Raw genomic sequence first — 12,290 nt, 5'->3', positions numbered from 1 at the left:
CACCGGGCCTGGATCGCCAGCGGTCAAAGAAAAGGCGGACGGGTTGAGGTCACCGCCAGAGCAGCGGTGCACGGCAGGAGGCACGCACCGCAATGTGCAAGGGTATCGACGGCAGGCCGATAAGTTGCTGGGACGAATCCGACTTTGAGACGGGAATTTCTCAAAGGTGGGCTTGCGGCCAATCCACGAGGGGCTTATGGCGCATGGCTACGCCGGCGCAGTGGCGAGGGAGGAGGAAGGAAGGGGAGACGTGGCGCGGCCGGGCGAAGACTCGCCCGGCCGGATCATGCGATGTGGTCAGGTACCCGATCCGCGCGCGGCGTCCGGGGAGAAGAACGCTTCGGTGAACTCAGGGCTGTTGTTCAGCTGGAACATCGGGCCTTCGTTGGTCAGGCGGTCCGCAAAGTAAGCGCCGGAAATCAGGTCATGGTAGAACACCGCGGTCGGATGATAGCGGCGCGCATCGTAGGCGTAGACCGAGGCCTGCAGGTTGGTGCGCCACAGCTGGCCGCGGCCATCGTAGTTGTCGGCGGCGAGGGCTTGCCAGGTGTCTTCGTCGAGATACAGCACGCGCTTCGCATACTGGTGCCGGAAGCCGGACTTGAGCGTTGCTTCCAGGATCCATACGCGATGCAGCTCATAACGCATGACGTCAGGGCTGGCATGGCCGTTGGTCAGCAGGTCCTTGTACTTGATCGACGTGCTCAGCAGCTTGTAGTTGTGGTACGGGACATAGATCTCCTTCTTGCCGACGATCTTCCAGTTGTAGCGCTCGCCGGAGCCGTTGAAGAGGCGGTCGTCATCCACGGTGCGGAAGCCGCCGGGGCCCTGCGGCTGGTCGAAGCCGAATTCCGGCGCCTGGCGCACGCGCCGCGTGCCCGGGTTGTAGATCCAGGTGCGGTTGGTGTCCGAGCCTTCCTGGTCCCACACGGCATAACCCACGATCACCTGGCCCCGGTCGCGCAGCGGCAGGTCGGTTGCAGTGCGGAAGAAGGAGCGCTCGTTGAGCGTGTTGTGCGGGTCGAACTTGCCGTTGTTGCGCGGCGAGAGGATGCTGTACGAGACCCGTCCCCATGCGATCGAGCCGTTCGGGTAGACCACGGCCTGGTCGTACTGCGCCTTCTCGGTGCCGACGGCCGACGAGAAGCGCTGGTTCCACAGCAGCTCCATGGCCGTCTTCGGGATCGGGTAGGGCACTTGCGGGCCCGCGTCCTTCAGGCCGTTGGCATCGCTCGTCATCTTGACGGTGGTGGCGTAGGTGCGGACGTCCTTGTAGACGGTGTCTTCGTAGCGGAAGTCGCGATGGCTGGCGTACACCGGCATCTTGAAGGTATCGGGGTACTTCTTGAACAGCGCCTTCTGGCCGTCGGTCAGGCGTTCGGCATACTGCGCCACGTTCTGCGCCGTGATGACGAACAGCGGTTTTTCGTCGGCGTACGGATCGGGATAGCGATCGCCGCGCTGGTATTTGACGCCTGGCGGCGTGCCCAGCCACTTGCCGGACCATGCGGGCACATCGCCGTCCTTGCTGGCGGCCCGCTCCGCGCCCATCGGCGTCAGGTTGCCGTCAAGCTGCTTGAGGTCTTCGGGGGTGACCTTCGCCCACGATGCCGCGGCCAGTGCCATGCTGGTCACCAGCAGGCTGCCGCGCAGCAGTCTATGTGTAGTGGATGTCATTGCAGTCTCGCTCCTAGGGGAATGGCCGGCGACGTCCGTGCCTGTGGTCACAGGGTAGTGACGGCGCCGCGGCCGGGAATCGTTGGAACGGACTAGTGGATTTCCCTAGCCTGTCGGAGCGAGGTGTAAACAAGAAGAGGCCGGGTAACTACCCGGCCTCATAGCAACCTGGCGGCCAGCGGCCGCTGGCCGGATCAGGCTTCCATCACTTCGCCGAAGCGCTGCAGGTGATAGTCGCTGTCGCCCAGCAGCTGGTCCAGCATGGTCAGGCGCTTGAAGTAGTCGCCCACGGACAGCTCGTCGGTCATGCCCATGCCGCCGTGCAGTTGCACCGCCTGCTGGCCGACAAAGCGCCCGGCGCGGGCGACCGTCACCTTGGCGGCCGACAGCATGCGGCGGCGCGCGGCAGGATCGGTTTCATCCAGCGCCTGCGCCGCCACGTAGGCCATCGACAGCGCCAGTTCCTTCTGCACCAGCATGTCGGCCATGCGGTGCTGCAGTGCCTGGAAGCTGGCCAGCGGCTTGCCGAACTGCTGGCGCGTGCCCAGGTATTCGCCGGTGATCTGGATCAGCTTTTCCATGGCGCCCGCGCCTTCGGCGCACAGCGCGGCGATGCCGTGCTCGAGGCCGACACCCAGCGCCGCCAGGCCGTCTGCGGCCTGGCCCACCAGTGCGCTGGCCGGCACGGTGACGTTCTGCAGCGACAGGTCGGCGGCGCGCAGGCCGTCGATGGTGGGATAGGCGGTCACGCCAAGGCCTTTGCTGTCGCGCGGCACCAGGAACAGTGCGATCTCGTTGCTGCCGGATACCCGTGCGGTCAGCAGGTAGGCGTCGGCGGCGGCGCCGTGCCAGACCACGCTCTTGGTGCCGCTGATCACGTAGCCGTCGCCGCTGCGCTCGGCGCTGGCGCGGGCCGATTCCGGGCGGTAGCGCGTGGTTGGCTCCAGGTAGGCCAGCGTGACGATGCGCTCGCCAGAGGCGATCGCGGGCAGCCATTCCTGCTTCTGCGCGTCGCTGCCGCAGGCGTTGAGGATGGAGGCGGCCATCACGCCGCTGGGCGTGACCGGCTCGAGCACCAGGCCGCGGCCCAGCTCGCGCTGCACCACCAGCTGGCTGGCGGCGCCTTCGCCGAAGCCGCCGAAGTCCGCCGGCACGGTCAGGCCCAGCACGCCCATCTCGGCGAGCTTGTTCCACACGCCGCGATCCAGGCTTTCGCCCTGGCGCGCGCTCTTGCGGCGGGCCTCGAAGGTGTATTCGGTATCGATGAAGCGACGCAGGCTGTCCGCCAGCATCTGTTGCTCTTCGCTGTAGGTGAAGTCCATGTCAGCTATCCCTTCAGAAACCCAGGATCATCTTGGAGATGATGTTCTTCTGCACTTCGGTCGCGCCGCCGTAGATGGAGGTCTTGCGCATGTCGTAGTACGTAGAGGAGGCGGGGGCGGCCCACTCGGGGCCGGACACCGGCTGCGTGGCGCCCGGCTCGAGCCAGTCCGGCGAATACGGCCAGGCGTTGGGGCCGGCCACTTCCATCATCAGCATGCCCAGGTCCTGCTGCACTTCCGAGCCGCGGATCTTGACGATCGACGCTTCCGGTCCGGGCGTGCCGGCGGCCTGCGTGGCGACGCGCAGCAGCAGCATTTCCAGCGCCATGATGTCCATCTCGACGCGGGCGATCTTGTCGCGCATGCGCACGTCCTCGATCAGCGGGCGGCCGGCGCCGTCGGTGGCCTGGCTGGCGTAGTGCTTGAGCTGGCGCAGCTCGCGGTGGCAGTGGCCGATGCCGGCAATGCCGGTGCGCTCGTGGCCGAGCAGGTATTTGGCGTAGGTCCAGGCGCGGTTCTCTTCGCCGACCAGGTTCTCCACGGGCACTTCCACGTCTTCGAACCAGGTCTCGTTCACGTCGTGGCCGCCGTCGAGCGTCTTGATCGGGCGTACGGTCACGCCGGGCGATTTCATGTCGATCAGCAGCATGGAGATGCCTTCCTGCGCCTTGGCATCGGGATCGGTGCGCACCAGGCAGAAGATCCAGTCGGCGAAGTGGGCCATCGTGGTCCAGGTCTTCTGGCCGTTGACGATGTACTTGTCACCCTTGCGCACGGCGCGGGTCTTCAGAGAGGCCAGGTCGGAACCGGAGCCCGGCTCGGAATAGCCCTGGCACCAGAAGTCTTCCACGCCCGGGATGCGCGGCAGGAAGCGCTGCTGCATCTCGGGGCTGGCGTATTTCATCAGCACCGGGCCGATCATGGTCAGGCCGAACGGCAGCAGGCGTGGCGCGCCGGCGCGGAACGTCTCGATTTCAAAGATCAGGCGCTGCAGCGCGGTCCAGCCGGTTCCGCCCCATTGCGTGGGCCAGGTGGGAGCGCCCCAGCCGTGGGCCTGCAGGATGCGGTGCCAGCGGACGTAGTCGTCCTTCTCGACGCGCTGGTGGTTGAGCACCTTGTTGCGGATGTCTTCCGGCAGGCTGGCCTGCACGAAAGCGCGGACTTCCTCGCGGAAGGCCTGTTCCTCGGCGGTGAAACGCAAATCCATCTGAATGTCCCCTCGTTACGCGGGCGTCCGCTGCTGGCAAGCAACCGGTGCAGCCCTAGGTGTGCCGGCCGATTGTAGGGCGCGGGGCGTTCTCCATTGCTTTATCAATCATAAAGTCGCCCTTCGTGCCGGCGGAACCACCTGAGCCGGGTGGTGGCGGCGTGGACGAACACGGCCTTAGCCAATTCCAAATACCGCGGCGCGCAGCCTTGGCGCAAACTGGCACGGCCTGCTCAAGTGCGTCGGGGTGCATTCCGGCGCATTTGCCGCCGGCAAGCATCGCCAACCCAGCCGTATCCCGAACGAGCCCAGCCGCATGTCTTCCTTCCGCCCCGAATACATCCACGATATCCCCCGACACTGGGCCGCGCAGACGCCCGCCGCGCCTTGCCTGTTCGAAAGCGGCGCCGTGATCAGCTATGGCGAACTGTGGCAGCGCATCGAAGCGGCGCGCGACTGGCTGGCGGCGCAGGGCGTGGGCGAAGGCGACCGGGTCATGATGGTCGGCGAGAACTGCAACGAGATGGTGGTGACGCTGTTCGCCAGCAGCCTGCTGCATGCCTGGCCGATCCAGGTCAACGCGCGCTTGTCCGCGCGCGAAATCGACAATATCCGCGACCACGCCCAGCCGGCGCTGGTGCTGTTCACCGGCCATGTGTCCGACGTGGCGGCCGCGCACGGTGCGCGGCTCGGCGCGCAAGCGAGCACCTGCCCCGTCTTTGCCGACGGCATGCTGGCACTGCGCGCAGCCAGCGCGCCGGAACGCGTGGCCAGCGAGCAGGCGCGCCAGGTCGCCACGCTGATCTATACCTCCGGCACCACCGGCGCGCCCAAGGGCGTGATGGTGCCGCATGTCGGCCTGACGCACTTTGCCCGCATCTCCGCCACCTCGCGCGACATGGGGCAGGCGGACGTAGCCTACGGGGCGCTGCCGATGTCGCATATCTTCGGCATCGCCACGGTGCTGATGGCTACGCTCTACGCCGGCGCCAGCCTGTTCCTGCGCCCGCGCTTCGATGGCAATGACGTGTTCGAGGCGCTGGCATCGCCGGGCGTCACCATCCTGCAGGGCGTGCCGACCATGTTTACGCGCATCCTGGCGGTGGCGGCGCAGCACGGCGCAGGCCCGGGCAAGTATCCGCGCCTGCGCTACCTCTACACCGGCGGCGCGCCGCTCGATCCCACGCTCAAGCGCGACGTCGAGACGCTGTTTGGCCAGCCGCTGCACCATGGCTACGGCATCACCGAATATGCCGGCTCGCTCTTCATCACGCGCTTGGACGCGCCGCGTGCCGACTGCTCGGCCGGGCATATCGTCGAAGGCGTCGAAATCGAGATTACCGACGATGCCGGCACGCCTCTGCCCGCAGGCGAGCGCGGCCAGATCCGCGTGCGCGGTCCCGGCGTGATGCTTGGCTACTACCGCAACGCGGAGCAGACGGCTGATGCGCTGTTGCCGGGCGGCTGGCTCAACACCGGCGACCTGGGCTACCTGGATGCCGACGGGGCGCTGTTTATCTCCGGCCGCTCCAAGGACCTGATCATCCGCTCGGGGTTCAACGTCTACCCGATCGAAGTCGAGTCGGTGATCAACGCCTTCCCCGGCGTGCGCCAGTCGGCGGTGGTGGGGCGCCCCGCCAGCGACGGCAACGAAGAGGTGGTCGCCTTTATCGAGACGCAGGAAGGCGCGAGCGTCGATCCCAAGGCGCTCGACGTCTACCTGCGCGAGAGCCTGGCACCGTACAAGCGCCCGGCCGAGATCCGCACCGTCGATGTCATTCCCACTACTGCCAGCGGCAAGCTGCTCAAGCAGCCGCTGCGCGCGCTGCTGGACTGAGCGCCTGAATCCCTTTACCGGGCTGGCGTCATACGCCGGCCCGGGCATTTCAGCCCTATCTGGAGGAGACAACAATGAAAACCTGGACCACACTCGCGGCACTGACCACGACCCTGCTGCTGCAGGGCGCGGCCTGGGCGACGGACGCCTACCCGTCGCGGCCGGTCAAGCTGCTGGTGGGCTATGCCCCCGGCGGCCCGGTCGACACCGCCGCGCGCATCTACGCCGAGCAGCTGGGCCGCGTGCTCAAGCAGCCGGTGGTGGTGGACAACCGCGCCGGCGCCAGCGGCGCCATTGCCGCCGACATGACTGCCAAGGCGACGCCGGATGGCTACACGCTGTACTTTGTCGCCAGCCCCACCATGACCATGACTCCGCTGATCCAGCGTTCGGTCAACTTCAACCCGGTCAAGGATTTCACCTACATCGGCCTGATCACCGACTACACCAACGTGCTGTTGGTGAACAAGGATTTCCCGGCAAAGAACGTCGGGGAGCTGGTCGACTACGCGCGCAAGCATCCGCAGGATGTCTCGTTCGGCTCGGCCGGCGTGGGCGCATCGAACCACCTGTCGGCGGAACTGCTGGCGCAGATGAATGGCGTGAAGATGCTGCACGTGCCGTACAAAGGCAATTCGCCGGCGATGGCGGACGTGATGAGCGGCAAGGTGACCTTCATGTTCGATATCACCGGCACCGCCATCGGCCATATCAACGGCGGCAAGGTGCGCGCGCTGGCGGTCACGTCGAAGACGCGCAATCCGGCGCTGCCCACGGTGCCGACCATGATCGAGTCGGGGCAGAAGGACTATGACCTGACTGGATGGTATGCCCTGATCGGGCCGCAGAAGCTGCCGGCGGATGTGGTCGACAAGCTGGTGAAGGCGCAGAAGGCCATCGGCGACGATCCTGCTTATCGGCAGCGGATGGCGGCGGGTGGGTATGACGTCAATGTCAGCACGCCGAAGCAGCTTGGGGATCGGATCCAGCGGGAGCTGGCGCTGTGGGGTGGGGTGGTGAAGAAGGCGGGAATTCAGGCGGATTAAGGGGGATTTTGGGGGCGCTACGGTTAGCTCGGCGTCCTTTCGCCGTGCCCGTGCATGGCGCCTTTGATTTGATGTTGTCGGCCGTTGAACCAGGCGGTTCAAACTGCGACAACATTTCACCAGTGCCACAGATCAAGTCGTGGCCCGAACCCGCAATTCTTCGCAACATGGAGCTTGGCCGCTTCTGAAACTGCCTTGACGTATCGATCCTTCACAATCTGCGCCTTGATTGTGAACGGCAAGCGGCTCTAGACTGACTGGGCTCCTGACACAGCAGGAGCCGGGAGTGAGAACCTGGTTAACGCTACCTCATCTTCGACCTTACGGAGGTCAGTAATGCTCCAATCCAGCCTCGAACCCGACGCCTTCATCCCGCCTCGACTAGATGATTCGCTTTCGCGTTTCAGTCCCGAAACCCGGCGCGCAGCGCGTGAGGACGCGCTACCTGTCCCCCGGCAACTCTTGTTATTGAATCTGCTGGATCAAGCCGATGCGATTGTGCGAGGCGCGGCCTGCGTACTGACATTGGTGACACACAGCGATTGCGATGCACAGGAAGAAGGAAGCGTAGTCTTGCGGGCGACTACGCTGGATGCCTTGCGAGAGCTCTGCCGGACCTCACTTGAATTGCTGGCCGACAGGGTAGAACAAGTCGCGGAGGGAATTGAGGACGCGATGCCCGGGTAACCAATCGAGGTTGGGCGCTGATTCCCTGAGATGGCAGGCGCCCTTCATGCTCAGAGAATCAGCGCCTGCAGCATCCGCCTGCGGCCCTCGCCCCTTTACCCTTCTATCTCAGCCCACCCCTGCATCGCCTGCCCACCAGCATCATCGCCCGTCCAAAGCACCAGCCGGCCAGCCTGCTCCGGATCGGCCGCGCCGCCAACGGTGATGGTGTCCTGATCAAACAGCGGCGCCAGCCCCCGGAACCCAAAACGCTTCACGCGCGCCTGCGGCTGCTCGCGTGCCACCAGGTCCAGCATCAGCATGGCCTGCATCGGCCCATGCACCACCAGGCCGGGATACCCTTCAACATCGCGGGTATAGCTGCGATCGTAGTGAATACGGTGGCCGTTGAAGGTCAGCGCCGAATAGCGGAACAACATGACCGGGTCGGCCTGCAGCGTGCGCTGCCATTGCGCGGTGTGTTCCAGCCGCGGGCGCGGTGGCTGCGGTTTGGACGGGTCCGGCATGGCGCGGTAGACGATGTCGTGACGCTCGTTGATCGCAGTCTTGCCGTTGACGGTCAGTTCATGGTCGACCGCGACGAACCACAGTTCGCCGCTGCGGCCGGTCTTGTACTGCACGTCTGCGATGGTGGAGGTGCGCGTGACGGTATCGCCGATATGCAGCGGATGGCTGAAAGTCAGTTCGCTGCCGGCCCACATGCGGCGCGGCAGCGGCACCGGCGGCATGAAGCCGCCGAGGTGCGGGTGGCCGTCGCGGCCGATGTCGCGTTGCTGCGCGCGCGGCAGGAAATACAGCCAGTGCCACAGCGGCGGCAGCGGGCCGGCGGCGACCGCCTCGGGGTCGAGGTCGAAGGTCGCGGCCAGGCCGATCACCGGTTCGGGCGACAGCGTTTCGGTGCGCGATTCGCTGCGGCCGATCCAGCCGCGCAGGCGTTCGAGTTCGGAAGTGGCGTCAGTCATGGGCTTGCAGGTTCGGGGTGGACAGGAAAAGCGGGGCGCTATTGCGCCAGCGCCAGCAGGCGTTTCGCCTGCTCGATCACGGGCCGGTCGACCATCTTGCCATCGACCTGCACGGCATGGCTGCCGCTGGCGGTGGCTGCGAGGACGCGGCGGGCCCAGTCGAGCTGTTCTGCGCTGGGCAGGAAGCCTGCGCGCACGGCGCCCAGCTGCGCCGGGTGGATGCACAGCTTGCCGGCAAAGCCGAGTTCGCGCGCGTAGGCAACGTCGCTCGCCAGCACGGCTTCATCCTTCAGCGCGGTGGTGACGCCGTCCACCGGCGGCGGCAGCCCGGCCACGCGCGAAGCCAGCACGATGCGGGCGCGCGCGAACGCCAGCGCGTCGCGGGTGTGGCTGCAGCCGAGGTCCACCGCATAGTCGAGCGAACCGAACGCCAGCCGTGCCACGCCGCTGGCCGTGGCCACCGTGTCGACCTGGTGCAGGCCGAGAGCGGTCTCGATGATGGCGACCAGCTCACCTTGCGGATTGATGGCGTGCAGCGCCTGCGCGATCTGTGCCAGCGCGGCGGCGTCTTCGGCCTTGGGCACCATCAGCCCGGCCAGCGCCGTGCCGGCCGGCAGCGAGCGCAGCCAGGCCAGGTCGGCGGGAAACGCGGGCGAGGCGCTGTCGTTGATGCGGACCATGGCGCGCGCGGCGGGCTTGCCCGCCAGCCACGCGCCGATCGCCTCGCGCGCGGCGGGCTTGGCGTCGGGGTGCACGGCGTCCTCGAGGTCGAGGATCATCACGTCGGGGCCCGCGGCGGCGGCCTTGTCAAAACGCTCCGGCCGGTCGCCGGGGACGAACAGGTAGGTGACGGCAGTAGTCATGCAGCGTTCCTCAGCGTGCGGCGGGCAGCCAGTCGTTGACGTTGGGCGCCTGCTCCAGTGCCCACACGCGCGCGATGATGGCGCGCATCTCGGCCTCGCTGGCACCGTTGCGGAACGCGCCCAGCTGCAGCGCCTTGGCTTCCAGCTCGGGGCGCGACAGGGTGTTGTCCGGGTCGCCCTTGGGCACGTCCACGCGTGCGGCCAGCGTGCGGCCGTCGGTGGTCTTCACCGTGACGCGGCCGATCCACTGGCGCGGGTAGGCGGCGTTGATCTCCGGGTCGAGTTCCATCGTGACCTTCTCCCGGAAGTCGACGACTTTGGCATCGGGCAGCGCGTGCTGCTCGAATTCCGCCAGGCCGGCGTGGCCGTGCACGGCGACCAGGCCCAGCACCGTGCCCATCGAGAACTTGGCCTGGTGGATGGTGACCGGGTTGACCACCGGGCCGAGCACGTCGATCGCGCCCTGGTGCACATGGGTGGTGACGCTGGCGACCTGGTCGGCGCTGAGACCTTCGCGCTGCAGCAGCACCTTGAGTGCATCGGCTGCCGGATGCGTGTGGCGGCATGAGGCAAAGAACTTGAACGAGGTCTCGGCGGTGGCCCAGCGCGTGCTCAGGCCATCGGTCAGCGCGGCGGGATCGGCGTCGCTCGACATGCCGGCGGCCATGCCTTGCCTGCCTTCCAGGATCTGCTTCGCGCCGGTGAAGCCCGCGCGCGCCAGCCACGCCGATTGCAGGCCGTCGGCCGCGGCCTTGGCGGTGTGCAGCTGCTTGGAGTCGGCGGCGTCGCGCAGGAATTCCCACAGGCCTGCGGCCTGCGTACCGGCCGAGCCCAGCGCCTGGTTGATGCCTTCGGCATCCAGGTTGTAGAGCTTGGCCACGGCGGCAGCGGCGGCCAGCGTGCCGACGGTGCCGGTGGTGTGGAACACGGTGTAGTGCGAGCGGCCCATGAACTCGCCAATTCGGATGCCGGCCTCATAGCCGGCGATCGACGCCAGCAGCACTTCGGCCCCGGTCTTGCCTTCGGCCTGCGCCGCGGCCACCACGGCCGGGAACACCACCGCGGCCGGGTGCAGCACCGAGCCGTTGTGCACGTCGTCCTGCTCGACCACGTGCGACGAAGCGCCGTTGATCAGCGCGGCGAAGTAGGGCGAGGTGCGGCGGCGGTCGACCAGCACTTCGGCGTCGCCCTGGCCCGGACCCATGGCGGCCGCGAATTCCTGCAGGCGGCGCACGGCCGGTGCGTCCTTGCCGGCGATGGCCGAGGCGATCCAGTCAAGGAACAGGTCCTTGGTGCGCTCGATCACGGGCGCGGGCACGTCCGCCAGCTTGAAGTCGGCCAGGAACTGGCACAGCTGGCGGGTCGGGTAGTTGGTGTCTGCGGCTTGGCTCATGCAGGCTCCGATGCGGAATTGGATTTCGTGGAAATGGAAAAAGCCCGGGGCTCAGTTGCGAGATGGCCGGGCGTGGTGTGTTCGATTTCAGATGGTCTGCTTGTCGGCCAGCGCGGCGATGTCGCCATCGGCATAGCCGAGCTCGGCCAGGATCTGCCGGCTGTGCGCGCCCAGTGCCGGCACGTCGCCCATGACAGGTTCCACGCCCGACAGGTTGGCGGGCGGCAGCAGCGCGCCGATCGGACCGCCCGGGGTGGCCACTTCGCGCCAGCGCTGGCGTGCCTGCAACTGCGGATGGTTCCATACGCCCTCGATGTCGTTCATCGGGGCATTGGCGATCTGCGCCTCGTCCAGCAGTGCCTCGGCCTGCGCCACGGTCATCGACGCGAAGCGCTCCTCGATGATGGCGGTGAGCTCGGGGCGATTGCGCACGCGGGCCGTATTGCTGGAGAAGCGTTCGTCCTGCGCCAGTTCCCGGTTGCCGAGCACGATCTCGCAGAAGCTGGCAAACTCGCGTTCGTTCTGCACGCTGAAGATCACGCTGCCGTCGCCGGTGCGATGCACGCCATACGGCGCGATGGTCGGGTGCGAAGCGCCGAAGCGCGCCGGCGGCTTGCCGCCGTAGTGGCCGAAGTAGAGGACTTGGTTCATCCACTCGGCCATCGCCTCGAGCATGGTCACCTGCACGCGCAGGCCCTTGCCGGTGCGGCCACGCTGCAGCAGCGCCGAAAGGATGCCGCTGTAGGCGTACATGCCGGCCGAGATGTCGGCGATCGAAACGCCGGCGCGCGACGGCTCGTTGGGGCCGCCGGTGAGGCCCACCAGGCCGGCGGCGGCCTGGATCAGCAGATCGTAGGCCTTCTTGTCGCGATAGGGGCCGGAGTCGCCATAGCCCGAGATGTCGCAGACGATGAGCTTGTCGTACTTGCCGTGCAGGCTGTCGAAGTCCAGGCCCATGCGCGCGGCCGCGCCGGGAGCGAGGTTCTGCACCAGCACATCGGCATCGGCCAGCAGCCGGTGCAGGATGGTCTGCGCCTCTGGATCCTTCAGGTCCAGGGTCAGGCTTTCCTTGCCCCGGTTGAGCCACACAAAGTACGAGGCCTGGCCGTGCACGGACTGGTCATAGCCGCGCGCAAAGTCGCCCACGCCGGGACGCTCGATCTTGATGACGCGGGCACCAAGGTCGGCAAGCTGGCGCGTGGCGAAGGGGGCCGCAACCGCGTGCTCCAGCGAAACCACGCGGATGCCGTCGAGCGGGCGGATGCCCTTGGAGTTATTGGGGGACATGCGAAAAAA

At 66.9% G+C, this 12,290-nt stretch carries 10 protein-coding genes; 3 read left to right on the top strand and 7 right to left on the bottom strand.

Annotated elements, in window-relative coordinates; translation table 11 throughout:
* Positions 1-297: 297 nt before the first annotated feature.
* The 3 genes from ACAD63_RS30475 to ACAD63_RS30465 form a co-directional block, all read right to left on the bottom strand.
* The gene (locus ACAD63_RS30475) at positions 298-1,677 is read right to left on the bottom strand and encodes a DUF1329 domain-containing protein (RefSeq protein WP_195427927.1); all 1,380 of its coding nucleotides are present in this window, start codon (positions 1,675-1,677) and stop codon (positions 298-300) included.
* Between the two features lie 194 nt (positions 1,678-1,871).
* Positions 1,872-2,999 (bottom strand): acyl-CoA dehydrogenase family protein, encoded by a 1,128-nt coding sequence (locus ACAD63_RS30470; RefSeq protein ID WP_133094868.1) that lies wholly within the window; start codon positions 2,997-2,999, stop codon positions 1,872-1,874.
* Positions 3,000-3,012: 13 nt separating this feature from the next.
* Positions 3,013-4,206: an acyl-CoA dehydrogenase family protein gene (locus tag ACAD63_RS30465; RefSeq protein WP_195427925.1), complete on the bottom strand. Its 1,194-nt coding sequence runs from the start codon at positions 4,204-4,206 to the stop codon at positions 3,013-3,015.
* 316 nt (positions 4,207-4,522) lie between these two features.
* Here ACAD63_RS30465 and ACAD63_RS30460 point away from each other — a divergent pair, with 316 nt between their 5' ends.
* The 3 genes from ACAD63_RS30460 (at position 4,523) to ACAD63_RS30450 (ending at position 7,776) form a co-directional block, all read left to right on the top strand.
* A complete protein-coding gene (locus ACAD63_RS30460; RefSeq protein ID WP_434034226.1) occupies positions 4,523-6,043 on the top strand; it encodes a class I adenylate-forming enzyme family protein in 1,521 nt (506 codons plus the stop codon).
* A gap of 74 nt (positions 6,044-6,117) precedes the next feature.
* Positions 6,118-7,089, top strand: a complete 972-nt coding sequence (locus ACAD63_RS30455) for a Bug family tripartite tricarboxylate transporter substrate binding protein (protein ID WP_195427923.1) — start codon at positions 6,118-6,120, stop codon at positions 7,087-7,089.
* A 336-nt stretch (positions 7,090-7,425) separates the two neighbouring features.
* The gene (locus ACAD63_RS30450) at positions 7,426-7,776 is read left to right on the top strand and encodes a hypothetical protein (protein ID WP_135703634.1); all 351 of its coding nucleotides are present in this window, start codon (positions 7,426-7,428) and stop codon (positions 7,774-7,776) included.
* A gap of 95 nt (positions 7,777-7,871) precedes the next feature.
* Here the strand turns inward: ACAD63_RS30450 and ACAD63_RS30445 are convergent, their stop codons facing one another.
* From ACAD63_RS30445 to ACAD63_RS30430, 4 genes are all read right to left on the bottom strand, one after another.
* Complete coding sequence (locus ACAD63_RS30445) at positions 7,872-8,738, bottom strand: FAS1-like dehydratase domain-containing protein (RefSeq protein ID WP_135703635.1); 867 nt, start codon at positions 8,736-8,738, stop codon at positions 7,872-7,874.
* 38 nt (positions 8,739-8,776) lie between these two features.
* Positions 8,777-9,601 carry an HpcH/HpaI aldolase/citrate lyase family protein gene (locus tag ACAD63_RS30440; protein ID WP_434034225.1) on the bottom strand — a complete coding sequence of 275 codons (825 nt, stop codon included), beginning with the start codon at positions 9,599-9,601 and terminating at the stop codon, positions 8,777-8,779.
* Between the two features lie 10 nt (positions 9,602-9,611).
* Positions 9,612-10,994 carry an MmgE/PrpD family protein gene (locus ACAD63_RS30435; protein WP_434034224.1) on the bottom strand — a complete coding sequence of 461 codons (1,383 nt, stop codon included), beginning with the start codon at positions 10,992-10,994 and terminating at the stop codon, positions 9,612-9,614.
* Between the two features lie 87 nt (positions 10,995-11,081).
* A complete protein-coding gene (locus ACAD63_RS30430) occupies positions 11,082-12,281 on the bottom strand; it encodes a CaiB/BaiF CoA transferase family protein (RefSeq protein WP_434034223.1) in 1,200 nt (399 codons plus the stop codon).
* Positions 12,282-12,290: the final 9 nt, after the last annotated feature.

It is taken from the genome of Cupriavidus sp. a3, from assembly GCF_051015765.1.
Lineage (GTDB): Bacteria > Pseudomonadota > Gammaproteobacteria > Burkholderiales > Burkholderiaceae > Cupriavidus > Cupriavidus oxalaticus_A.
This window is presented reverse-complemented; position numbering and strand designations above follow the sequence as displayed.